Source organism: Mycobacterium sp. ITM-2016-00317 (assembly GCF_002968295.1).
Taxonomy (GTDB): domain Bacteria; phylum Actinomycetota; class Actinomycetes; order Mycobacteriales; family Mycobacteriaceae; genus Mycobacterium.
Window position 1 is genome coordinate 4,811,336 of the sequence record NZ_CP134399.1, and the last position, 23,278, is coordinate 4,834,613.

Annotated in this window: 18 protein-coding genes and 2 pseudogenes; 9 read left to right on the top strand and 11 right to left on the bottom strand. The window is 68.5% G+C overall.

Annotated elements, in window-relative coordinates; translation table 11 throughout:
• Positions 1-158 precede the first annotated feature (158 nt).
• The 7 genes and pseudogenes from C6A87_RS23090 to C6A87_RS23120 all read left to right on the top strand — a co-directional run bounded on the left by C6A87_RS23090 (position 159) and on the right by C6A87_RS23120 (position 5,770).
• A pseudogene (locus C6A87_RS23090) lies at positions 159-1,683 on the top strand (nitric oxide reductase activation protein NorD).
• Positions 1,680-2,471, top strand: coding sequence for a CbbQ/NirQ/NorQ/GpvN family protein (locus C6A87_RS23095; RefSeq protein WP_311114370.1), 792 nt, complete (start codon positions 1,680-1,682; stop codon positions 2,469-2,471). The pseudogene C6A87_RS23090 and the gene C6A87_RS23095 overlap by 4 nt, the downstream one beginning before the upstream one ends.
• A 20-nt stretch (positions 2,472-2,491) precedes the next feature.
• Entirely contained in the window at positions 2,492-2,623 is a 132-nt protein-coding gene (locus tag C6A87_RS23100; RefSeq protein ID WP_311118168.1) for a hypothetical protein, read from the top strand.
• Positions 2,620-3,354: a hypothetical protein gene (locus tag C6A87_RS23105; protein ID WP_311114371.1), complete on the top strand. Its 735-nt coding sequence runs from the start codon at positions 2,620-2,622 to the stop codon at positions 3,352-3,354. The genes C6A87_RS23100 and C6A87_RS23105 overlap by 4 nt, the downstream gene beginning before the upstream one ends.
• A gap of 20 nt (positions 3,355-3,374) precedes the next feature.
• Positions 3,375-3,776, top strand: a complete 402-nt coding sequence (locus C6A87_RS23110) for a hypothetical protein (RefSeq protein ID WP_311114372.1) — start codon at positions 3,375-3,377, stop codon at positions 3,774-3,776.
• A complete protein-coding gene (locus C6A87_RS23115) occupies positions 3,773-5,002 on the top strand; it encodes a cytochrome P450 (protein ID WP_311114373.1) in 1,230 nt (409 codons plus the stop codon). Before C6A87_RS23110 ends, C6A87_RS23115 begins: the two co-directional genes overlap by 4 nt.
• Before the next feature lie 99 nt (positions 5,003-5,101).
• A complete protein-coding gene (locus C6A87_RS23120; RefSeq protein ID WP_311114374.1) occupies positions 5,102-5,770 on the top strand; it encodes an NAD(P)H-binding protein in 669 nt (222 codons plus the stop codon).
• 18 nt (positions 5,771-5,788) lie between these two features.
• On the opposite strand, the gene C6A87_RS23125 is transcribed toward C6A87_RS23120, so the two are convergent.
• Genes C6A87_RS23125 through C6A87_RS23150 form a run of 6 tightly spaced genes read right to left on the bottom strand, consistent with a single transcriptional unit; the run spans position 5,789 to position 12,426 of the window.
• Positions 5,789-6,235, bottom strand: coding sequence for an SRPBCC family protein (locus C6A87_RS23125; RefSeq protein WP_311114375.1), 447 nt, complete (start codon positions 6,233-6,235; stop codon positions 5,789-5,791).
• A 14-nt stretch (positions 6,236-6,249) separates the two neighbouring features.
• A complete protein-coding gene (locus C6A87_RS23130) occupies positions 6,250-6,564 on the bottom strand; it encodes an antitoxin (RefSeq protein WP_311114376.1) in 315 nt (104 codons plus the stop codon).
• Positions 6,565-6,572: 8 nt separating this feature from the next.
• The gene (locus tag C6A87_RS23135; protein WP_311114377.1) at positions 6,573-8,960 is read right to left on the bottom strand and encodes a cation-translocating P-type ATPase; all 2,388 of its coding nucleotides are present in this window, start codon (positions 8,958-8,960) and stop codon (positions 6,573-6,575) included.
• A complete protein-coding gene (locus C6A87_RS23140) occupies positions 8,957-10,549 on the bottom strand; it encodes a serine hydrolase (protein WP_311114378.1) in 1,593 nt (530 codons plus the stop codon). Before C6A87_RS23140 ends, C6A87_RS23135 begins: the two co-directional genes overlap by 4 nt.
• A 27-nt stretch (positions 10,550-10,576) precedes the next feature.
• The gene (locus C6A87_RS23145) at positions 10,577-11,689 is read right to left on the bottom strand and encodes an MBL fold metallo-hydrolase (RefSeq protein ID WP_311114379.1); all 1,113 of its coding nucleotides are present in this window, start codon (positions 11,687-11,689) and stop codon (positions 10,577-10,579) included.
• A 2-nt stretch (positions 11,690-11,691) separates the two neighbouring features.
• Positions 11,692-12,426: an enoyl-CoA hydratase gene (locus C6A87_RS23150; protein WP_311114380.1), complete on the bottom strand. Its 735-nt coding sequence runs from the start codon at positions 12,424-12,426 to the stop codon at positions 11,692-11,694.
• Between the two features lie 25 nt (positions 12,427-12,451).
• Here C6A87_RS23150 and C6A87_RS23155 point away from each other — a divergent pair, with 25 nt between their 5' ends.
• Positions 12,452-13,927, top strand: a complete 1,476-nt coding sequence (locus C6A87_RS23155; protein ID WP_311114381.1) for a carboxyl transferase domain-containing protein — start codon at positions 12,452-12,454, stop codon at positions 13,925-13,927.
• Positions 13,928-14,025: 98 nt separating this feature from the next.
• Here C6A87_RS23155 and gjpA read toward each other — a convergent pair whose 3' ends face one another.
• The 4 genes and pseudogenes from gjpA to C6A87_RS23175 all read right to left on the bottom strand — a co-directional run bounded on the left by gjpA (position 14,026) and on the right by C6A87_RS23175 (position 18,868).
• Positions 14,026-15,429: an outer membrane porin GjpA gene (gene gjpA, locus C6A87_RS23160; protein WP_311114382.1), complete on the bottom strand. Its 1,404-nt coding sequence runs from the start codon at positions 15,427-15,429 to the stop codon at positions 14,026-14,028.
• Between the two features lie 231 nt (positions 15,430-15,660).
• The gene (locus C6A87_RS23165; RefSeq protein ID WP_311114383.1) at positions 15,661-17,670 is read right to left on the bottom strand and encodes a YhgE/Pip domain-containing protein; all 2,010 of its coding nucleotides are present in this window, start codon (positions 17,668-17,670) and stop codon (positions 15,661-15,663) included.
• Complete coding sequence (locus C6A87_RS23170; RefSeq protein WP_311114384.1) at positions 17,670-18,347, bottom strand: ATP-binding cassette domain-containing protein; 678 nt, start codon at positions 18,345-18,347, stop codon at positions 17,670-17,672. Before C6A87_RS23170 ends, C6A87_RS23165 begins: the two co-directional genes overlap by 1 nt.
• 76 nt (positions 18,348-18,423) lie before the next feature.
• Positions 18,424-18,868 (bottom strand): annotated as a pseudogene (locus tag C6A87_RS23175) (hypothetical protein).
• Positions 18,869-18,935: 67 nt separating this feature from the next.
• Between C6A87_RS23175 and C6A87_RS23180 the strand changes: the two are divergent.
• Positions 18,936-20,039, top strand: coding sequence for an alpha/beta fold hydrolase (locus tag C6A87_RS23180; protein ID WP_311114385.1), 1,104 nt, complete (start codon positions 18,936-18,938; stop codon positions 20,037-20,039).
• Positions 20,040-20,087: 48 nt separating this feature from the next.
• Here the strand turns inward: C6A87_RS23180 and C6A87_RS23185 are convergent, their stop codons facing one another.
• A complete protein-coding gene (locus C6A87_RS23185) occupies positions 20,088-23,150 on the bottom strand; it encodes an Ig-like domain-containing protein (RefSeq protein ID WP_311114386.1) in 3,063 nt (1,020 codons plus the stop codon).
• Positions 23,151-23,278: the final 128 nt, after the last annotated feature.

Genomic DNA, 23,278 nt, shown 5'->3' on the forward strand with positions numbered 1-23,278 from the left:
CACCGAAACACCACGACGACAACGACGACGACGACGGGAATTGACGTGAGCGGCTGGCTATTCGAGATATTGCGCTATGTGGCCGCGTGGGGCGGCACCGGACTGATCATCTGGTTCTGGTACTGGATGTTCTCCAACATCGGGACGTTCTGAGCCTGATGGACGAACTCTCGCATGCCATGGCGTTGGAACGCAGCTGTGCGGTGACTGCCGTCGCGCTCAGCGAACAGCGCCGCAGCGGCGTCCGCCTGGTCAGTGGGCAGCACCGCGGCTTCGGGCTGAGCTCCGCGCTCGATGTCGTCCATGTCCCGTACCCGGTGCCCAACCGGGATTGGACCCGCAGAAGCGTGACATGTGGTGTGGCCCTGCAGTGTTCGCCCAGCAAGGAACGCCTGTCCGAGTACCGGCTCAACGAACTCTCCGCTCGCGAGCTCAACGCGCTGTCCCTCGTCGAAGCCGGAGTGGCTCTGGGCTGGATAGCCGCGACCTGGCCCGGCCTGCTGCCCGCGGTGCGCCGACATGTTCCCGCGCTGGTGCCCGCCGACGCGGAGATGGACGCCGAGGAGATGCTCAACCGGGCCGTCGTATTGGCCCGCATCTCGCAGTCACTCGACATCGACCCGCTGCTCGGGACGCTGCCGCGCGCGTTCATCGCGCCGCAGGGGCTGACCGACAGATTACGCCGCACCTTCGGGCGGATGCCCTGGACGACGAACCAGAAGCGGCTCCCGCGGCCTTACTCGGTGCGCCGGCGGCGACGGCGGCGTCCGCAACTCCAACCTGCCGCCGCCGAGCCGGCCCCAGGACAACGACCTCGACGTCACCCCCGAACACCGCCCGGGCATCCCCTATCCGGAATGGAACGAGTGGACCAGCAGCTTCATGCCCGACCACGTCGCCGTCGTCGAACGCACCCATGACGGCCGCACCGGCGAGGCCGGTGTCATCACGGTCGACGTCCGGAAGTGGTTCGAGAAGAACACCCACCGGGCGATGAAGAACCGCCTCGAAGACGGATCCGACATCGACGTCGACCGATACGTCGGCCACTACCTCGACGTGTCCATCGGCGAGGCCGTCGAACCGCGCATCTTCCGCGAGCTGATGCCGGCCGGCCGCGACGTGACGACCGCCCTGCTGCTCGACGGAAGCTCGTCGCTGGGCGTGCACGGCGGCTCCATCTTCAGGCTCGAGCTGGCGTGCGCCGACGCGCTGTCCAGGGCGATGACGGCTGCCCGCGAACGGCACGGCATCTTCGTCTTCACCGGCAACACCCGCCACCGCGTCGAAGTCGACTGCCTCAAGGACTTTGCCGACCGACGCTTCGTCCCGCCGAGCAGCCTGGGTCTGTCCACCGGCGGCTATACCCGCCTCGGCGCGCCGTTGCGGCACCTGACCAGCAGGTTGCTCGCTCAGCCGTCCGAGCGCCGGCTGCTCATCGTCATCGGCGACGGGCTGATCTCCGACGAGGGCTACGAAGGCCGCTACGCGTGGGCCGACGCCGCCCACGCTGTCGAAGAGGCCGATGAGGCCGGCGTGGCGGTGTACTACGTCGGCATCGGCCCCGCGACGGTCGACCCGTTGCCGGAGGTGTTCGGGCCCCGACGATCCCAACGGATCCGCCGGGTCGAAGACCTACCGCGTGTCCTCGCCCATGTCCACAGAGAGTTGGTTTCGGCATGAACGACACCTACTACGCGAACGGCGCCGAGGTGCGGCTGTTCGAGCAGGCCTACCGACAGCGCTTGCCCGTCATGCTCACCGGCCCGACCGGCTGCGGCAAGACGCGGCTCGTCGAGCACATGGGTCTGCTGCTGCGCCGTCCCGTTGTGACTATCAGCTGCCACGACGATCTGACCAGCTCCGATCTGGTCGGCCGGTTCATGGTCACCGGCGGTGACGTGGTGTGGACCGACGGGCCGCTGACGCGTGCCGTCAAGGCCGGCGCCATCTGCTACCTCGACGAGGTCGTCGAGGCGCGGCACGACTCGCTCGCCGTGCTGCACTCACTGACCGATCACCGGCGCACTCTCTACCTCGACCGGGCGGGCGAAGTGGTGCAGGCGCCCGAGACCTTCATGCTGGTCTGCTCGTACAACCCCGCCTATCGCAGCTCCCTCAAGGAACTCAAACCCTCGTTCCGGCAACGCTTTGTGACGCTGCCGATGAGCTACCTGGCGCCCGACCGGGAGGCCGAGGTGATCGTCGCCGAGGCAGGCATCACGCCGGGCAGTGCCCAGCGGCTGGTGCGGTGTGCCACGGCGATCCGTACCGCTGACGAAGCCTTCCGCTTCGAGCCGCCGTCGACCCGGGTGCTGGTCACCGCTGCACACCTGATCGCCGCGGGCGCAACCGAACTCGAGGCCGCGCAGGCATGCATCCTGGCCCCGCTGTCCGGTGACGGCGCCGTCACCGACGGACTGCGCGAGGTCGCCGCGGCCGGCCTGGCCGACGCAGACAGCCCCATCTAGAGCACGAGGAGGAGACCGAGATGGTGGACCAGAAGGAAAAGAAGCGCAAGCGGGCACTGATCGTGTTGCAGATCGTCATCTACGGCTACCTGCTCACGATGTTCCTGATCCAGCTCTACATGTCCTTTGCGCGCGGATGGTGGTATCTGTGAATCTCCCCATGCTGAAACGGAAGTCGGGGGTAAAGGTCACGGCCGGTGTCCCGGCGCAGGGCTCGGGCAATCTCGAAGAGCACCACGAGCGGTCCCGGCTGGCCCAGCGCGGGGCGGACAAGTGGATGATCGCCGGTGCCGCGCTGATGGGGATGTGGGCGCCCGGTCTCATCGGGCTGCCGATCTTCCTGCGCGGCGTGTGGCTGCAGCGGCAGGCGCTGCAGGCAGGGCTTTCGGTCCGGCCGATGATCGTCACGCTGATCGGCTATCTGGTGTTGATCGACGGCATGCTCAACAGCCTCGGCTGGGCGCTCGACCTGGTCGCCAACCACACGCTGATCAACCGCGTGCTGATGGTCGGCTGGGGCGCCATGTTCAACGCCGGCTACTTCTGGCACTACAACGAGGCGTGGATCGGCGGGGCCGCCGCTCCGGGCGAGAAGTCGATGGTGTTCGGCATGATCCTCACGGTCTTCGCTATGCGGTGCGCCGCGGCGATCGGCTTTCTGCAGATGAAGCGCTGGGGCCACCAGTGGATGATCATCACCTGCTGGATGGGCGTGCTCATCTGGTGCCTGTACGTGTTCAACATGACCATGTACGCCGATGTGCGCTACGCCGGCGTGGTGTTCCCGGTCATCGGCTGGTGGCTCTACGACATCTTCTACATCACCCCGTTCCTGGCGATCCCCTACCTGCACACGGTCAACCGCGAAATCTTCACGGACTGAACACCTTCAAGGAGCCGATCATGACCACCACAGACGAGAAGACCGCCGAGGACCTGCCGCCGGGCACCACCCCGTATTACGCGCGGATGCACAAGTGGATCAAGCGCGCGGTGCTGGTGTGCCTGGTCGCGCTCGTCATCGAGGGTGCGTTCACGTTGCCGTTCATGGCCGTGTACTACGGCTACCCCACCCTGAGCCTCACCGAGATCTGCAGCGAACTCCTCAAGGTCCGGTACTCCGACGACGCACTCGAATGCCAGGTGCCGTATCCGGCGTTCGGCCCGCCGGAGGGCGCGGAGGGTAAGGACACTGCGCAGGACCAGTGGGGCATCCAGCCGGTCCCGCAGTACAACCGGATCGGTTTCCGTGAACTGGTGCGCATCCATGAGGAGCGCGAAGCCCGTGCGGCGGTGTCGCCGTGACGCTGACGCCGGACCAGCATGCCGACAACTGGGATCTGCGTCATGAGGACTTCAACGACCCCGACCTGATTTACGACGTCTACTCGGTGATGCGGAAGGGATGCCCGTTCCCCCACACCGGCACACCGTTTCTCGGCGACCCGCCAGGCGGCGCGTGGGTCGCGACGCGCTACGCCGACTGTTACCGGATCGCCCAGGACTGGGAGCACTTCTCCAGCAACCCCTTACCCGGATCCGCCGAGTTCGTCGTCGGGGATCTGGTGGTGATGATGGATCCGCCGCGCCAGCAGAAGTTCCGCAGGGTGCTCAACCCGTACTTCTCGCCGGCGCGGATGAAGGCGCTGCGGCCGCAGATCACCGCCGAAACCGACATGCTGATCGACGATTTCGCCGCGGCAGGCGTCGGTGACCTTGCCCGCGTCGCGTGGCTTCAGCCCGGCATCGTGCTGTTCAAGTACGTTCTCGGCATGCCGACCGAGGACGTGACGGTGTGTTTCGACCTCACGGACACCGCGCTCAACGGCGACACCGAGCCCATCCGCATGTCCGCGTGGGGCGAGCTGTACCAGCACATCCACGACACGGTCACGGCGCGCGGCGGGCGACCCGCACGCGACGACATGGTCGACGTGCTGCTGTCGGCCGAGATCGACGGCGAAAAGCTGACTTTCGAGGATATCGTGGCCAACGCGATGCTGCTGGTGCAGGCCGGGCTCGAAACCACGGCCAGCGCGATGTCCTTCGCCTTCCATCACTTCGCCGCCCATCCCGAGGACCGGCAGCGGATCCTGTCCGAACCCGATCTGCTGCCGCGTGCTGTCGAGGAACTGATCCGCTACGCCGGGTCGATCCACGGGCTGCACCGCACCGTGGTCGAGGACGTCGAACTCGACGGCCACCTCTTCCGCGCCGGCGACACCGTGGTGGTGAACTTCGCGTCGGCCAACCGTGACGACGACGTGTTCCCCGATGCCGACCAATGCCTCCTCGACCGCAGCGAGAACCGCCACCTCGGCTTCGGCGCCGGAGTGCACCGGTGCCTCGGCTCCAACCTGGCCCGCCTCGAGCTCCAGGTCGGCGTGCAGCAGGCGCTCACCAGACTGCCGGACCTCGCGCTGGACCCCACCCGTCCGGCCCGGTTTCGCGGCAACTCGATCACCCGCGGATTCCTCTCCGTCCCAGTCACGTTCACACCCGCTGGCCGCGACGCCGGAAACCACGACTGAACCGGCGGGGTTACGATGCGGCGGCCGGCACGTCGCGGTCCACCATCGTGGATACATTGGTGGTGTCGCTCGTGTTCACATCTGGGAAAGAGGTAGGTCATGCGGGTCGTCATCGCCGGCGGGCACGGCAAGATCGCTCTGATCACCTCGCGACTGCTGTCGGCGCGCGGCGATTCGGTGGCGGGCTTCATCCGCAATCCCGACCAGGCCGACGACCTTCGTGTCGCGGGTGCCGAGCCGATCCTCCTCGACCTGGAGAACACCACCAACGGCGTGGTGTCCACCCATCTGCGCGGTGCCGACGCGGTCATCTTCGCCGCCGGCGCCGGACCGGGCAGCGGGGCGGCCCGCAAGGAGACCGTCGACCGTGACGCCGCGATCCTGCTGGCCGACGCCGCCGAAGCCGCCGGTGTGCGGCGCTACGTGATGATCTCGTCGATGGGCGCCGACGCCGAGGCCCCCGACGACGCCGGCGATGAGGTCTTCGTCGCCTATCTGCGCGCCAAGGGCGCCGCCGACGACGTGATCCGCGCGCGCACAGGTCTTCTCACCACGATCGTGCGGCCAGGACTGCTCACCGACGGCGACCCGACCGGTCGGGTCACCATTGGCGAGCACACCGGCCGTGGCAGCATTCCGCGCGCCGATGTCGCGGCAGTGCTGGTCGCGGTGCTGGATGCGCCGGCCACGGCGGGCCACACCTTCGAGGTGATCGCGGGCGCCACCGAGATCGCGGTGGCGCTGGCCGAGTCAGTCGGCGACGCGTAGCAGCGCCACGTCGGAGGCTCAGGACGGCGCGAAGACGGCCTTGAAGCGGTTCAGCGACTCCTGGATGTCACCCTTGAGCGCACCGGCGACCACCATCCCGATCGGCCCGAACAGGGCGGGCCCACCCAGATGGACGTCGAACGTGACGGTCGACGCCGCCGGATCTTGCGGGCTCGGCTTGATCTTGCCGATCAGCTTGACCTTGACACCACCCTTGCCGTCACCGTTGAGCGTCATCGCCTCCGGCGGGCGGTAGTGCACCACCGTCCAGCTCACCCGGTTGGGCATACCTTTGACCTCGACGATCGAGTCGAGCTTGGTGCCCTTTTCGATGACGTCGGGCAGCTTGGACCGCCACACCCGGTGGATGGACAGCCACTCCTTGTAGCGGGACAGATCCGACGCGCTCTCCCACGCCTTCTCGGGCGGCAGCGGAACGTCGACGGAGACCGAGAGTTTGGCCATACCTCAATGTCCGCCTACGAGGTCGGCGGGGCCGTCGGCGGCTGCTGCGGAGGCGTTGTCGGCGGCGGGTTGTTCGAGGGCGGGCTGCTCGGGGGCGGCGTGCTCGGGGGCGGCTGAGTCGGCGGCACCTGGCCGGAGTCCCCGCCCGGCGGCACGTCACCGGCATTGTTGGCGACGGCCTTCCTGGCCGCTTCCTGCACCTTGTCCACGTGCGACGCGTACTTGCCGTGCGTCCGCTTGTCGACCATCTCGCCGGCCTTGTCGATCACCGTGTCGACCTTGTCAGCATTCTTCGAGAGAAGAGCCTTCGCCTTGTCCAGAAATCCCATACCCAACCTTAGCCCTCGCGCGGTCGCCACAGTCTGCGACTTTCCCCCAGCACCCGGCCCTCGACCCACCACAACAACTCGATCGCCGCGGCGCCGGCGAACCCGATTCCCAATGCCATCGACGTGATCGCCGCATTCGACGGATCAAGGATGAACAGCTCGCATGCGGCCGGGATGCTGAAGATCACCACATAGGCCAGGGCAGAGACCGCCACCAGCAACACGCGCCACCATTCGTAGGGGCGTGCCACCACCGAGAGCACCCACACCGCCGACACCAGCAGGGTGATCAGCGCCGCGGTGGAGGCCTGCGTCTGCTCGGTCTCGGTGGCCGCCCGCCCCTGGTAGGCGAGCAGGTACGACGTGAACGTCGCCGCGCCGACGACGATGCCGGACGGCAGCGCCGCGGTCATCACGCGGCGCACGAAACCCGGTTGCGCGCGTTCGTTGTTCGGTGCCAGCGACAGGATGAACGCCGGGATACCGATGGTGAACCACGCCGCGATCGTGACGTGGATGGGCTGGAACGGGAAGAGCAGCGGATCGGAGCCGAACAACTTCGCCGACAACCCGGCCAGACCGACGAGCACCGCCAGCAACACCGAGTACACCGTCTTGGTGAGAAACAGATTCGAGACCCGCTCGATGTTGCCGATCACCCGCCGGCCCTCACCCACGACATAGGGCAGCGTGGCGAACTTGTTGTCCAGCAGCACGATCTGCGCCACCGCACGCGAGGCCGAGCTGCCCGAACCCATCGCGACGCCGATGTCGGCGTCCTTGAGCGCGAGCACGTCGTTGACGCCGTCCCCGGTCATCGCCACGGTGTGCCCACGGGACTGCAGCGCATGCACCATCGCGCGCTTCTGGTCGGGCCGTACCCGGCCGAACGTCGTGTACTCCTCCAGCGTCTCGGCGAGCGCATCCTGCTGCGCCGGCAGCCGGCGGGCGTCCATCGTCTCGCCCTCCAGCCCGAGCGAGCCCGCCACCGCCCCCACCGACACCGCGTTGTCACCGGAGATGACCTTGATGAGGACCCGCTGGGCGGCGAAGTACTCGAGGGTGTCCCGGGCGTCGGGACGGACACGCTGCTCCAGCACCACCAGCGCGGCCGGGGTCACCGTGCCCGGGGCGTCGGGCGCGTCGACCGGCCGGTCGCTGGACGCGAGCAGCAGCACCCGCAATCCCTGCGCACCGATCCGCTCCGCCTCCTCGGCGACCGGCGAGGCCGGGTCCAGCAGCACGTCCGGCGCCCCGATCACCCAGTTGCCGTGGTCCCGGTAGGTGGTCCCGCTCCACTTGGTCGCCGATTTGAACGGTGCGGCGGCGGTCGCGGTCCAGCCGGGTGGGCTCGGGTAGGCCTCGGCGATCGCGGCCATGCTCGCATTGGGCCGGGCGTCGTCGGCGGCCAGCTGGGCCAGCACGTCGGTCACCGCCGACTCACCGAACTGTTCGAGGTTGCTGACCCGCATGCCGTTCTCGGTCAGCGTGCCGGTCTTGTCCGCGCACACCACGTCGACGCGGGCCAGGCCCTCGATCGCGGGCAGCTCGTTGACAAGACACTGACGGCGGCCCAGCCGGATCACCCCGACCGCGAACGCGATCGAGGTCATCAGCACCAGCCCTTCGGGCACCATCGGCACCAGTGCGCCCACCATGCGCAGCACCGACTCCCGCCAGCCGGCGTCCGTGGTGAACAGCTGGGTGTAGATGATCAACGCGCCGGCCGGGACCAGCAGGTAGGTGATGAACTGCAGGATCTTGTTGATCCCGTTGCGCAGTTCGGATTTCACCAACGTGAACTTGCTGGCCTCCTCGGCGAGTTTCGCCGCGTAGGCCTCCCGGCCCACCTTGGTGGCCCGGTAGGCGCCGCTGCCGGCCACCACGAAGCTGCCCGACATCACGTGGTCGCCGACGACTTTGGCGATGGGGTCGGCTTCCCCCGTCAGCAGCGATTCGTCGACCTCGAGGTTGGCGTCCTCCAGGATCACGCCGTCGACGACGATCTGGTCGCCGGGGCCCAGTTCGATGACGTCGTCGAGGACCACCTCGCTGGGCGGCAGCGGAGCGGTCCCGGACTGCCTGCGCACCAACGGTTTCGCCTGCCCCACGATGGCGAGCTGGTCCAGGGTCCGTTTGGCCCGCAACTCCTGGATGATGCCGATCGCGCTGTTGGCGACGATCAGCAGCCCGAAGGCGCCGTTGATCACCGACCCGGTGGAGAGCACGATGATCAACAGCACACCGAGGATGGCGTTGATGCGGGTGAACACGTTGCCGCGGACGATGTCCGACACGCTTCGGGCCGCCCTGGTGGGGACGTCGTTGGTCTTGCCCTCAGCGACACGCTGGGCGACCTCGGCGTCGGACAGGCCGGCGACCACCGACGTCGTCATCGGGTGAAGACCCCCCTGCCCTCGTCGTCGAAGTACTCCAGAGTGAGCGTGCCCCCGGCGAAGGTCGCCATGGAAATCGTTCCGGGCGGGGCGTTCTCCGACGACACCGGGAACGTGAACACGTCACCGTCCCACGGGGTCAGCTCGAAGACGCCGCGCGGGCCCATCGTGAGCTCCAGCCGTCCGTCGCGTTCGGCGACGGTCGCGGGCCCCCAGTACTCGTTGCGGTACACCCCGGTATAGGACGGCAGCGGTGCGGACGGCTTCGCCGCGGCGGGCCGCTCACGACCGACGAGACTGCCCACCGGCTCGTCCATGTCCCCGAAAGCCTTGCCGTACAACCCATACCAATCCTCGCGGACCTCCCCGAACTGCACCAGGTCGGCGAACTGCGCGGTCAGCGCCTCCGGGATGCCTGCGGGGGTCGCATTGGTGAGCGCGATGATCGCGACGTCGGCCGCGGGCAGGAAGACCACGGTGCTCGCCGCCCCGAGTTCGAACGCGCCGGAATGGCTGAGCTGGGTGCGCGCACTGGAGGTGGTGCTCACGTTGAAGCCGTAGCCGTAGAAGCCCGACCTCATCGCCGGCTCCGTGCCGCGCGCCGAGACCACCTGCGGGGTGAGCGCGGGCAGCAGCGCCTCCGGGTCGACCAACGCCTTGCCCTCGTGCTGCCCGTCTGCCAGCACCATCGCCATCCACCGGGTCATGTCGTTGACCGACGAGCTCGCACCGCCGGCCGGTGACTGTGCCTGCGCGTCGCGAACATAGCGCGGCACATATTTGCCGTCGAGGTGGATGTGGCCCACCGCGCGGTCCGGCCTGGCCGCGTAGTCGCTGAACTGGTAGCTGGTGACGCCCATGCCCAACGGATTGAGCATCGTCTCCCGCGCCAGATCCTCCCAGCTCTTCCCGGTGCCGGCCGCCACCGCCTCGGCGCCCGCGGTCAGGCCGAAGTTGGTGTAGGCATAGGAGATCCGGAACGGGTCCAGTGGCAGGTCGCGCAGCCGTTCCAGGATCTGCCGCCGGTCGTAGCCGAGATCTTCGAGCCGGTCCCCGGCGTGATCGGGCAACCCGGAACGGTGCGAGAACATGTCCCCCACCGTGACCATCTGGGTGACGGCGGGATCCGACAGCGCGAACCACGGCAGCCTGGACACGATCGGGGTGCCCCAGCCGACCTGCCCCTGCCCGACCAGCCCGGCCACGACCGTCGCGCTCAGCGGCTTGGACAGCGAGGCCAACTGGAACACGGTGTCGGCGTCCACCCGATTGTCCGGGCCGTCCGGGAGGTCGAGGTTCTTCACCCCGAACCCCTTCGCGTACACAGTCTTTCCACCCTGTACCACCGCTACGGCCATGCCTGGGATCCCGGACTCGGACATCAGCTCCTCGGCGATGCCATCCAGTTTGCCGACGGCGTCCGCGACGGCGTTCTCCGGTAGCGGCATCGCCGGGACCAGGGGCGGCGGCACGTCGGAAACCGGACTCGCCGACGGACCCGCGGCAGGCGTCTCGGCGTCCTTACCGCCGCACCCTCCCAGTAGCGCGACTGCCAGGACGAGCGCGCCGAACCTGACCGGTGAATTCATCCCAGCACCGTAGCGTGTCGCCGCGGTTCAGAACCGCCACCACGGGTCGAATGTCGACTCCGGGTCCACCCGCTGACCGGGAATCGGCACGGTCAGGCGTACCCGCTCGGCATCGGCGGCGCTCAGCAACCTCTCGGCGGGCTCGGCCCACGGATGCGGCGCGAGGCGGAACGTGGCCCAGTGGATCGGCACCATCAGGCTCTTGTCCACCTCGGTCAGGTCCAGATGCGCGCGCACCGCCTCCTCGGGGTTCATGTGGATGTCGGCGAACGCGGGATGGTAGGCCCCGATCGGCAGCAGGGTCAGATCGAACGGACCGTACTGGTCGCCGATCTCGGCAAAGCTCTTCGTGTATCCGGTGTCGCCACCGAAGAACGCCTTGTGCGACGGGCCGGTGATCACCCACGACGCCCACAGCGTCGAGTCGCGGGAGAACAGCCGGCCGGAGAAGTGCCTCGCCGGGGTGCAGATCAACGTCAGGTCGCCGATGCGGTGGGCTTCGTGCCAGTCCAGCTCGACGATCCGCCCCCCGGGGATGCCCCACTTGCGCAGGTGCGCGCCGATGCCCAGCGGCACCACGAACGGGGCCCGCTGCGTGTGCGCCAGCGCGACGATGGTGTCGATGTCGAGGTGGTCGTAGTGGTCGTGGCTGATCACGACGGCGTCCACGGCGGGAAGTGCCTCCAGCGGCACCGGCACGGCGTGCAAGCGCTGCGGTCCGACCGCACGCGAGGGCGAGCACCTGTTGCTCCACACCGGGTCCGCCAGCACCCGGTACCCGTCGACCTCGACCAGCACGCTGGAGTGGCCGTACCAGCTGGCCGCCGCAGGCACGGGCGTCGGATCCATCGCCGGCGGTGCGGCCAGCGGGATCGGCCCGGGCGGCTTGCCCTGGGACGCGGCGTTGGCGAGGTCGCGCAGCAGCATGCGCTGCAGGTCACGATCCATCGTGATGCCCGACGGCGGCTCCAGGTTGACGAACTTCCCGTCCCGGTAGTGCGGTGAGCGGCGGGCCACCGGCGCGACTTCGGCCGGGGTGGCCCCCAGCGAGGCGGGCGTGCCCTGCAGGGCACGCAGCACCCATCCACCGGCAAGCAGTGACGCTGTCCCGAACCCGTAGCGCAGAGCCGTCCGCGTCATGATCAGGCGCCCGTGAACCGGGGTGGGCGCTTCTCGATGCGCGCCACCTGCGCCTCGATGATGTCCTGGCTGGCCCACGCTCGGTCGAAGAGTTCCTGGTGCGCCGGCCAGGGGTCCTCGTAGGCGCCGTCGTCGTTGAGCACCCGCTTAGCGTGCTGCAGGGCCAGCGGCGCGAAGCCGGCGATCTCCTGCGCCCACGCCTGTGCGTCGGCCAGCGTGCCGATCCGGTTGGCCATGCCGGTCTGCAGCGCGACGTCGGCGGTGAGCCGCTCGGCGGCCAGCAGCATGCCCCGGGCTCGGCCGGCCCCGACCAGCGAAGTCAACCGGCGGATGCTCCAGTTGTCCAGCGCGATACCGTATTTCGCGACGGGGAACTGGAAGTAGGCTTCGGGCGCGACCACCCGCAGGTCGCAGATCATCGACAGGATGACGCCCGCGCCGATCGCCGGGCCGTTGATCGCGCCGATGACCGGCAGCGGGGCGCGGTCGATCGCGAGGTTGAGCTCCTTGGCCTTGCCGGGCAGCTCGTCGGCGACGCCCTGACCGCCCGACAGATCCGCCCCCGAGCTGAACACGTGGCCGGCGCCGGTGATCACGATCGCGCGGACGTCCTCCGTCGCGGCCTTCTCGATCGCGTCGCGCAGGCCGTCGACGAGTTCGGCGTTGAGCGCGTTGCGCCTCTCCGGACGCTGCAGCTCGAGTGTCATCACGTTGCCGTCGCGGGTGACTCCAATCATGTGGACAGACTATTAGCCTTTTCCTGTGAGCCGGATCCGCGCCCTTGCGCTGCGTGACGCCCTGCTGGACGAAGGGTCTTTCCTCAGCTGGGACGGACCTCCGCTGGCCGTGCCGACTTCGGCGGCCTACCGCGAAGAACTCGACGAGGCCGCGGCCGAGACCGGCCTCGACGAGTCGGTGGTGACCGGCGAGGGCCGGGTATTCGGCCGGCGGGTGGCGCTGGTGGCCTGCGAGTTCGACTTCCTGGCCGGCTCCATCGGGGTGGCCGCGGCCGAACGCATCACCGCCGCGGTGCAGCGCGCCACCGCGGAGCGGCTGCCGCTGCTGGCGTCCCCGAGCTCCGGCGGCACCCGCATGCAGGAGGGCACGGTCGCGTTCCTGCAGATGGTCAAGATCGCCGCCGCCGTCGAACTGCACAAGAAGGCCCACCTGCCCTACCTGGTGTACCTGCGGCATCCGACCACCGGCGGGGTGTTCGCGTCGTGGGGTTCCCTCGGGCACGTCACCGCCGCCGAACCCGGCGCGCTGATCGGTTTCCTCGGTCCGCGGGTGTACGAGCACCTCTACGGCGAGCCGTTCCCGTCTGGAATCCAGACCGCGGAGAACCTGCAGCGACACGGCGTCGTCGACGCCGTCATCCCACTCGACGCGCTGCGCGCCACGCTCGACCGCGCGCTCAAGGTCGTCTCCGACTCCCCCGGCGAGCCGCCCGAGACCCCGGAGCCCGAACCGCAGCCGGACGTGCCGGCCTGGGAGTCGGTGGAGATCTCCCGGCGCCCGGACCGGCCCGGGGTCGGCGCGCTGCTTCGGTACGGCGCCACCGAACGGGTGCTGCTGTCGGGGACGGGCCAGGGAGAGGCGGCGACCATGCTGCTCGCGCTGGCCCGGTTCGGCGGTCAGCCGGCGGTGGTGCTCGGGCAGCAGCGGGTGGTCGGCGGTCTGGTCGGCCCGGCGGCGTTGCGGGAAGCGCGCCGAGGCATGGCGCTGGCGGCCGGCTTGAAGCTGCCGCTCGTGCTCGTCATCGACACCGCGGGCCCGGCGTTGTCGGCCGAGGCGGAAGAGGGTGGGCTGGCCGGCGAGATCGCCCGCTGCCTGGCGGAGCTGGTCACCCTCGACACCCCGACGATCTCGGTGCTGCTCGGGCAGGGCAGCGGCGGCCCGGCGCTGGCGATGGTGCCCGCCGATCGGGTGCTGGCCGCGCTGCACGGCTGGCTGGCGCCGCTGCCGCCGGAAGGGGCCAGCGCGATCGTCTTCCGAGACGTCGACCATGCCCCGGAACTCGCTGCCGCCCAGGGTATTCGGTCGGTGGACCTGCTGCGCAACGGCATCGTCGATGCGATCGTGCCCGAGCACCCGGATGCCGCCGACGAGCCCAAGGCGTTCACGCAGCGGTTGTCGGCGACGATCGCTGCCGAACTGCACCGGATTCGCGAAGTTCCCGACGAGCAGCGACTGGCCGCCCGGCTGGAGCGCTACCGCCGCATCGGCCTACCCACCTGAGCGCGCCGAAATTGCATTCCGTGCGGGCGATTTCGTGAAATCGGCGCACGGAATGCAATTTCGGCGCTTGACCGGGTAGGTGCGGTCAGGGGGTGCGGCTACTCGCCGGCGTCGGAGCCACCGGTCGAGCCCGAGTCGCTGTCCGAGCCGCTGTCCGAGTCGCCATCGGAGTCGCTGCCTGCGTCGTCGCTGCCCGCGTCGGCTGCATCGCCGGCCTCGTCGTCGGCTGCATCGCCGGCCTCGTCGTCGGCTGCATCGCCGGCCTCGTCGTCGGCTGCATCGCCGGCCTCGTCGTCGGCTTCTTCGTCGGGCACGGTCTCCTCGTCGGCACCCGCGTCGAGCTCGGGCTCGGCGGCCTCCTCGGGCTCGTCCCCGACGGCTTCCTCCTCGACCGTCTCATCCTCGGCGGATTCGGAAACCACTGGCACCGTGACGAACTCGGGGTCACCACCGGTGGTGACGGCCGGGTCGGCCGTCACCGCGTCATCGGCGACCGCCTGGTCATTGGTGTCCAACGTGATCGTTTGGCCGGCAAGGATCGACGTGTCAGCGGCATCCCGCAGCGACGGCGCGGGGGTGGTCAGCGGCGGTGCCAGCGGGTTGCCCTCGCCGTCCCAACCGATGGCCTTCGCGATGGCCTTGGTCAGGCCGATCAGGGATCCGATGAACCCAGCAGCCTGCCCGGGAAGCACCTCGGCGGGATTGTTCGGATCGAAGATGATGTCGAGGCTGTTGAACATCGAGCCGCCCGGGCTGAGCAGGCCACCGAAATTCAGCTCGACCTCCATGCCGGGGATCGGGAGATTCAGCCCGAGCGCGGTCAGCAGCGGCGTGACATTCATCGACTGCCCACCGTTGAGGAACGCGTTGATCATCGTGGTGGGGATGTTGATCAACGTGTTCAGAGCAGCTGCGAAGTCCGCGTTCTCCCCGCCAAGGCTCTGGAAGACCGAGTGGATACTCCCGCCCAAGGCCAGCACCGGGTTCATCACGAGGCCGGCCAGTCCGACCAGCGCACCGCTGAGGTAGGTGGTGGTGAACTTCAACAGCGGCACCAGCTGCGGCGGCGCGGGCTCGATCGCCCCTGGCACTCCGTCGAGGATGAGGTCGTAGACGGACGCGTGCAACGGCGCGAGCGTGCTCATGTCCTCGGCGAACGGAGCCTGGAGCGCGGCGCCGACGTTGGTGCCCATCTGCCTCAGAATCGCGCCGATGTCGGGCAGCTCGCCGAGGTAGCCGATCTGGTTGGCGATGATCTGCTGCAGGATCGGCGCCGGGGCCTCCAGCCAGGCGCCGGCCAGGTTCGCGAAGTTGACCTCGGACTTGTTGAACAGGTCGAGCAGCGGCGTCAGCGGGTCGATCGCCGCACTGAGCGCCACCGCCGGGTCTGCCACCCTGAGGTCAGGCATCGCCGGGGCCACCACCACGGGGGCGATGGCGATGGCACTCGCGCCGAGCATCGCGACACCGGCGGTCGCATACGGACGAAGGGTGGTGTACATACAGCTCCTGTTTGTCGAGTTGGATCCAGCAAGCCGCGATATTACTGCGAAGTAAGTTCAAGTTGTTGTGTTTTCACGAATGTTGCTGGAAGTTTTTTCGACGACGTCAGAATCGCCCTCGATAATGCAATGCAGTGTCCTCAGCTGCACAAATATGGCGTCGACGGCCATATCACGCACGCATGTTCCCAGCTGCAGGCACTCAGTGGGTTCGCTACGCAGAGTGGAGCGTCATACCTCTATCGGAGGGTGCAGTCGATCCATCGTGTACTGCCGGTTGCGGTGTGCCGCCCACGCGCTCGCCGCCAACGAGATGACCAACAGACCTGAGAGCACCGCGATCGCGATCCACAGCCGCGAGTCGATCCCACCGACGGTCAGCTGACGCAGACCGTTGACCGCATAAGTCATCGGGTCGAACGGATGGATGATCTGGAACGGTTTGGCGGTGGTCTCCACCGGATAGATGCCGCCGGCCGAGACAAGCTGCAGCATCAGGAAGGCCAGGGTCACGACGCGGCCCACGGCAACCCCGAAGAGCGCGTTGAACGCCTGGATCAACGCCAGGAACGTTCCCGCGATCAATACCAGGAATGCCAGGGTGGCCCACGGGTACTTGGCGTTCAGGCCCACTCCGAAGTGCACGACCGCGTACATCACGGCCACCTGGCAGACCGCGACCAACAGCCCGGGCCAATAGGAGGCCAGCACCACGCGCAGTACCCCGAGGCCGTTGACGACAGGCCGGGATTGCAACGGGGTCAACAACATCCAGATGATCAACGCACCGATGAACAGTGCCAGCGGCATGAAGAACGGGGCAAAGCCGGTGCCGAACGTGGCCGCCGGGTTGGTGTTCACCACGTCCAGCCCCACCGGCGCCGCCAGAGTCTGTGCGACGTCGGCGCGCTGCTGCGGAGTCCACGACGGCACCTGCCCGGCGCCCTCCTGCAGCTTGGTGGCCAGCTCCTGGCTGCCGTCGCGCAGCTTCCCCGTTCCGTCCGCGAGTTGACTTGCCCCCGAGTGCAGCTCGCGTCCACCGGCGGCCAACTGCACCAGCCCGGAGTCGAGTTGCCGTGCGCCCGCGTTCAACCGGTGCACCCCGTCTCGCAGCGTGACGACATCGGAGCGCAGCCCGCCGTTGAGCGCTCTGGTCAGGAAGACACGCAGTTTGCTGCCCGGGTCGCCGAACTCGCTCTCCAGCCGGGCTGCGCTGTCACGCAGCCGAAGCAGGCCCTCATCGGTGGTCGGGTCGATGCCCTGAGACCGCAGCAGCCGCTGCGCCGCGGCCAGCGCCTGGCCCGCGTCGCGCACCGTCGGATCCGGATTGGTCTGCAGGAACCAGACGGCTTGATCGACGATCGCCGCCGCCTGCGCGCTGTTGAAGTTCAGCGCGGCAATGCGTTCGGTCGTCGAGCGGACTGCCCCGGACAGATGCTGGGCGGCGATCGCCACGTCGTCGGGGTTCAGTTGCAGGCCGCCGACACGATCCAGGACCTCCAGCAACGGGTCCGTCGCGGTGTCCACGGCATCCGTCAGTTGTTTTGTGCCCGAGGCCAGCTCGGCTGAACCGGCGCGGGCACTGTCCAGACCCGACGACAACGTGCCCGCGCCGGTGGTCAGCCGTCGGGCGCCGTCGTCGGCGGTATCCAGGCCGGTGGCCAACTGCTGCGCGCCGTCGGCGGCCTGTTCGAGTCCACGGCCCGCGTCACCGAGTCCGGTCAACACATTGCCGACCGTGCCCTGGCCGATCTTCGCGTTGACCTCGTTGAGCACATCCCGGGACGCGTTCTGCCCGATGATGGTGGCCAGGTAGTTGTTGGCGTCGTTGAAGGTGAACCGGATCTGGGCCTGCTGCGGGTCATCGCCCTCGGGCGACGCGACACGCTCGCTGAAGTCCGGTGGCAGGGTGATCGAGAAGTAGTAGTCCCCGCGCGCCACCCCCTCGGCGGCCTGCTGCCCCGACACCTCGGTCAAGTCGAGTTGCCCCGACTGCATCAGCGCGGTGGCGACCTCGTCGCCTGCGCGCAGCGGCTGACCCTGAGCCGACGCACCGCGGTCCTCGTTGACCAACGCCACCGGCACCTTGTTCACCTCGGCGAACGGATTCCAGAACGCCCACAGATACATCGCGCCGTACAGCAGCGGCATCAGGATGATGGTGATCAACGCGACCCGCGGCATGAGCCCTCGGGAGTAGCGCTTGAGATCGGTACCCAGCGACATTCCGGCAAGCGCCATCAGGCACCACCTTTCTGAGGTTCCGCAAGCTCGGCGCGGGTGACGTTCTCGACCGCGATCTGGACGACGGGATGGCCGCGCACCTCGTTGACGCCGGCGGTGACGACGGTCTGGTCGCGGCCGAGTTCGACCAGCCTGGCCACCAGCAGATCGCGGCTGCGGTCACTGGTGACCTGCTCCAGGTTGCCGACCACGAGCAACGGCGGCCGGGCGGTGTTCGCCAGCGCGACACGGAGCAGCAATCCGTCGAGTTCGGTCAGCTCTTCGACGAACTCAGACAACGGGGGCAGTGGCAGCTCGCCGAACACCGGGCCGCACACCCGCGCCAGGTCGTCCTCGTCGGCGCGTCCGATCAGCTTGTACCACTTGGCATCCCAGCGCAGTTGCTCGGTGATCAGGTCCCGCACCGTCACCGATTCTGCAACGGTGTCGAGTTCGTCGATGCCTGCGAGGGCGGCGTGGGCGAAGATGTCCCGGGCCCGGGTGTGCCCGAACACCGACAACGAACCAGAGATGGGGCGCATCCGGCCCGCCAGCGTCATCAGCAGCGCGGTGCGTCCCGAACCAGGCGGGCACAGCAGCACCGTGACCCCGCCTGCGGTGATGTCGAGGTTCACTGGACCGTAGACCGGGCCCCACGGCCCTCGCATCGTGATCGCCCGCGCCGTTACCGCCATTTCGGGCGTTGAACCTTCTGACACCTGCCAATCCCATCACACCGGCAGCGAGAGTCCCATACTTCGCCGGTCGCGATCAGGCGAGTGTCAGCGCGGTCAGCATCGCGCCCGACGTGAGCATCAGCAATGGAAGCCGCAGCAGGTTCCTCCTCGTCCACCGGACCGCAGCGACTCGTCGACGGCGGCGGGGTCGGTGCGTTCGAACTCCGCCGCCCGCGGGATCAGGTCGAACAGCGCCCACAACCGCATCACCACCTGGCCGGCCAGCGCGATCAGCAACGCGACCCCGACCTCGGGGTCACCCCACGTCACGACCAGGGTGACGACCAGCAGCACCCCGAAGACCAGCGGTGCGGGCAGCAGAACCGGACGCGCGCGATGCCGCCGTTGCGCGACTGGATGATGCCCGGCCGCCTGGGCCAATACGGGTCGACGACGAGCGCCTCGTAGATCGCGGCACCGAGGCAGACGCAGGCGGCCAAGGTCGTCGCGGCGATCAGCATGAGCGTCGGGGTCCCCACAACCTGTGATTATGCAAGTGTCAGAAGGGACGTGGGCCGGCATGTGGCCGCTGTGCCAGGATGTGTCATGAACCCCATCCAGCCGTTCCGCATCGATATCGCCGACTCGGTACTGACTGACCTCGAAGACCGTTTGCGGCGCACCCGCTGGCCGGAACCCGAGTGCGTCGACGATTGGACCCAGGGCATCCCGCTGGCCTACACCCAGCGGCTGGCGGACTACTGGCTGACCGAATATGACTGGCGGGCAAGGGAAGCCGCTTTGAATCGATTCGATCAGTTCACCACGGAAATCGACGGCCTCGACATTCACTTCATCCATCAGCGCTCGGCACGTTCCGATGCCTTCCCGCTGGTCATCACCCACGGGTGGCCCGGCTCAATCGTGGAGTTCCACAAGGTGATCGGTCCGCTCGTCGACGCCGGCTTCGACGTGGTGTGCCCGTCGCTACCCGGTTACGGGTTCTCCGGCAAGCCGACCGCCACCGGGTGGGGGGTGCAGCGCATCGCCGCCGCGTGGGACGAACTCATGGTGCGGCTGGGGTATGACCGCTACGGCGCACAAGGCGGCGACTGGGGCGCCGCGGTGACCACGCAGATCGGACGCGACGTCGGGCACTGCGTGGCGATCCACACGAACATGCCGTTCGGGCGGCCGCCGAAGGATCTCACCGATCCGACCGCCGACGAGCAGGCGGCGTTGGAACGGCTTGCCCACTACCGGAAGTGGGACTCGGGATACAACAAACAGCAGTCGACGCGGCCGCAGACGCTGGGCTACGGGCTGGTCGACTCACCGGTCGCGCAGTTGGCCTGGATCGTCGAGAAGTTCTGGTCATGGACGGACTGCGACGGTGATCCCGAGAACGTGCTCACCAAGGACGAGATGCTCGACAACGTGATGCTGTACTGGGCCAACGGCGCAGGCGCCTCGTCGGCGCGACTGTACTGGGAGAGCTCGGGCGCGTTTGGTGCCGGCGACCGCGTCACCTTGCCCACCGGGGTGGCGTCGTTCCCGAAGGAGATCCTGCGTTCGCCCCGAGATTGGTGCGAGCCCAACTACGACATCACCCGGTGGACCGACATGCCGCGCGGCGGTCACTTCGCGGCGTTCGAGCAACCGGAGTTGTTCGCCGAGGACGTCGCCGCCTTCTTCACCGACTTCCGCTGATCGAGTCGAAAGACCGCTTCCTGAATGCGATTTAGGCGAAAACGACGCTCACAGCGCAGTGGGGGCGGTGAACGTGCGCACCGTCGTCACGAAGGCGCCGTCGACACGCTCCGACACCGTCACGAACGCCCTGCCGTCGGGTCCGAACTTCACCGGCTCGACGAGCTCGCCGGGTCCGAGGTCGAGGTCGAGGACCTGCACCGGCCCTGTCGACGTCAACGCCCAGACCCCCTGATCGGCGCCGGTCAGGGTGACGTACGGCGTGCCGTCGGGCCCGAACACCACCCCTTCCTGCCAGGAGACGTAGTCCTGTTCGGCCGCCTGCAGGAACCCGGAAAGGTCCCCGGTGGCGATCGTGTCGCCGTTCTGATCGAACCGCAGGAAGTGGTATTCGAACGGCGACTGGCCGGATTCGACCGTGATCAGCACACCGCTGCCGTCCGGCCCGAACTGGATCGCCGGGAAGTTCGGGCGCAGCGGATTGCCCGGCAGCGCGGGCGTCACCGTGTCGTTGGCCAACGCGAGCACCGCCCGTGACGTGACCCGGCCCTGCGCGTCCCGAGTTTCGATGACCTGGTACGCCGCGCCGTCCGGACCGAACTCCACCGGGGTGGCGACCGTGGTGCCGGCGGGCAAGGTCACCGTGCGGGCGATGGTCCCGCCGGGGTTCACCACGGCGAGGTGGCGGACGCCGCCGGACTCGTAGACGACGTAGCCGTCGTCGCCGGTGTTCGGGCTGGCGTCGTAGCCGCCGACCACCGGGCTCACACTCGGCAGCACCGGGACGATCGTGCCCGGGATCTCGACGATGACCAGGTCACCGGTATCCCTGATGACCGCGACGCTGTCGGTGCCGGTCGCGGAGTCACGCACCGACACGTACACCGTGCCGTCGGGGGTGACGCTGATCGGGTTGATGACGCGTCCGTCGAGCGCAGCGAAGGTGGTGATGGCGTCCGCGGTGACCCGGGAGATGTAGGACGTCCCGGTCGACTCGTCGTAGGTGTACTGGTAGACGCCGTCTGCGGTGATCACCGTCGCGCCGTCCGGCGTGCCGGGCAGGCGCCGCACGGTGTGGGCCGTCCCGTTGAACGTGTACACGCGAGTTGTATTGACTCCCAGTACGTTTCGCTCGACCGCCAGGTAGCCCCGACCGTCCTGACCGATGACGACGTCGTTGACGATGCCCGCACCCCACGGCAGCGACACCCGCCGCGAGTCGCCGCCCGGGCCGACCGCCAGCACCGACGTGACGCCGAACGAACGGGACACGAGGTAGACACTGCCGTCGGGTGCGACACTGGGCGTGTCGGCGGCGGTCCCGAGCCGATAGACCCGCGGCCAACCGGCGGCGGAGACGCGGACGAGCCGGTCGCCGGAACCCGACGGGAACTGCCGGGTCGTGAAGAACACCACCCCGTTCGGAGCGAGCACCATCGGCGCCGACGGTTGCCCGATCACCGTTCCGACCCTCTGCACGGCACCCTGGCCGTCGACGATGGAGATGGTGGACGTGTTGGACGACGCCTTGAAGGTCGTCACCACCAGGCTGCCGTCCGGCCGGACCACCGGAAGTGATTGTTCCACCGGGTATCCGGCCAGGACGTCGGTGGTCCTGAGCACCCGACCGTCCTCGTCGAGGATGCTGACCCGGGTGCGGATCGGTGTATTGGTCGAGTCGAGATCGTAGGTGACCTGGTAGATGGTGCCCGTGGAGCTCACCAGGACCGGGCCCGCGGCCCGCCCCGGGGTCGACGCGCTCGCCTCGACATAGGCGGCAACGACCACATCCACTGTGGCCGTTCGGATCCCGCCGTGGCCGTCATCGACGGTGAAGGTCAGGGTGTCGATCCCGGCACCAGCCGGCGCCCCGACCGCACCTGCGGCTTCCCGGGCGGCGGCGGTCGGAGTGTAGGTGAAAGTGCCGTCACCGTTGTCGACCAGCGTGCCCTTGTCGGTCGAGAGAGGCCCGGTGATGTGCAGTGTGTCCCGGTCGAAGTCGTAGGCACTGACGCTGACGATCGCTGTGCCGGTGGTCAGGCTCGGGTTGCCTGCGCGGGCGCGTGCACCGATCGGATCGGCGTTGCGGGGCAGGATTTCCACGGTGACGGGGACTTCCACCGCGTTGCCGGCGGCGTCCCTCACCGTGACGGTGAAGCTGTCGGCCTTGTCCTGTGCGCTCGCCCCAGCCGCAGCGGCGGCGTGGCGGGCCGCGGCGGTCGGGGTGTAGCGGAAGGTACCCCACGCCGTGACGGTGACCTTGCCCTTCTCGGTGTCGGCCGAACCGCTGTAGGTGAGCCAGCCGCCATCGGGATCGGTGGCGTTGACGCGGCCGCTGACCGAGCCGGTGAAGACACCCGGGTCGCGGGTGGTGACCTGTCCCGGTTGCGGGGCGGCACTGCTGCTGCCGTCCGCGAGTCCGGTCGTGCCCGTGGGTGTGCCGCCGTCACCGAGTTCGGTTCGCGGCTGCCCGAACTGCCGCCGGGCGAATGCCAGCAGCGCCCACAGCAGAGGCGACTCGACCGGCGCGGTCGGCGCAGGTCCGTCGGACGACTGCGGGGCGAACAACGTCCTGACCACCGGGGCCGGTGTCGACGTCCGCTCGCGGTCGGGTTCTTCGGAAATCTCGACGGCGTGTTGCGGTGTCACGTCCTCGGCGGGCGGGACGGGCTCCTGGGCCGGTTCTGCGGCCGCGTCCTCGGCTTCGTCGCGGTCACCCTCGACCGGGTCCTCGGCTTCGGCGTCCTCGATCTGCGTGTCGTCAGGGCCCAACTCCTCGTGCTCGCCCCCGTCACGATTGCTGCCGTACGTGCCTTCCTTCCCGTCCTCGGCCGGTGGCTCGTCGTCGGTCTCGTCCTCGACCGCGGAATCCTGCGCGTCGGCGTCGTCCGCGGAATCGACATCAGCGTCAGCATCATCGGTGGGCCGGGCGCCGGTCTCGGCGGTCGAATCCTCGGAGTTGTCATCTATTTGCGCATGCTCGGCGCTGGTCGAAGTGTCGGTCTCGCCAGGTTCGGCCCACGCCACCCCCGGCAGCGTGACCGTCGCCGCACCGATGCCGAGGGCGACCGCCAACGCCCCGACCCGTCCCACGAACCGTGCATGCCCCATACGAACCCCCCGTTTGCTGATGGCAGGGACAGCGTAGGGCGCGATGTTGCCAATTGGAACAACTTCGACATTTCCATCCTCGGCGAAATTGCATTCTGGTAGGCCGCCACCCGGATTTCGGCGCGTGG

Coding starts and splice junctions, on each gene's coding strand:
- C6A87_RS23185 (WP_311114386.1), bottom strand. CDS start 23,150: ATGGGGCATGCACGGTTCGTGGGACGGGTCGGGGCGTTGGCGGTCGCC.
- C6A87_RS23150 (WP_311114380.1), bottom strand. CDS start 12,426: ATGATTGGAGTCACCCGCGACGGCAACGTGATGACACTCGAGCTGCAG.
- gjpA (WP_311114382.1), bottom strand. CDS start 15,429: ATGTACACCACCCTTCGTCCGTATGCGACCGCCGGTGTCGCGATGCTC.
- C6A87_RS23125 (WP_311114375.1), bottom strand. CDS start 6,235: ATGGCCAAACTCTCGGTCTCCGTCGACGTTCCGCTGCCGCCCGAGAAG.
- C6A87_RS23120 (WP_311114374.1), top strand. CDS start 5,102: ATGCGGGTCGTCATCGCCGGCGGGCACGGCAAGATCGCTCTGATCACC.
- C6A87_RS23170 (WP_311114384.1), bottom strand. CDS start 18,347: ATGGCGGTAACGGCGCGGGCGATCACGATGCGAGGGCCGTGGGGCCCG.
- C6A87_RS23135 (WP_311114377.1), bottom strand. CDS start 8,960: ATGACGACGTCGGTGGTCGCCGGCCTGTCCGACGCCGAGGTCGCCCAG.
- C6A87_RS23140 (WP_311114378.1), bottom strand. CDS start 10,549: ATGAATTCACCGGTCAGGTTCGGCGCGCTCGTCCTGGCAGTCGCGCTA.
- C6A87_RS23130 (WP_311114376.1), bottom strand. CDS start 6,564: ATGGGATTTCTGGACAAGGCGAAGGCTCTTCTCTCGAAGAATGCTGAC.
- C6A87_RS23145 (WP_311114379.1), bottom strand. CDS start 11,689: ATGACGCGGACGGCTCTGCGCTACGGGTTCGGGACAGCGTCACTGCTT.
- C6A87_RS23110 (WP_311114372.1), top strand. CDS start 3,375: ATGACCACCACAGACGAGAAGACCGCCGAGGACCTGCCGCCGGGCACC.
- C6A87_RS23095 (WP_311114370.1), top strand. CDS start 1,680: ATGAACGACACCTACTACGCGAACGGCGCCGAGGTGCGGCTGTTCGAG.
- C6A87_RS23165 (WP_311114383.1), bottom strand. CDS start 17,670: ATGGCGCTTGCCGGAATGTCGCTGGGTACCGATCTCAAGCGCTACTCC.
- C6A87_RS23180 (WP_311114385.1), top strand. CDS start 18,936: ATGAACCCCATCCAGCCGTTCCGCATCGATATCGCCGACTCGGTACTG.
- C6A87_RS23100 (WP_311118168.1), top strand. CDS start 2,492: ATGGTGGACCAGAAGGAAAAGAAGCGCAAGCGGGCACTGATCGTGTTG.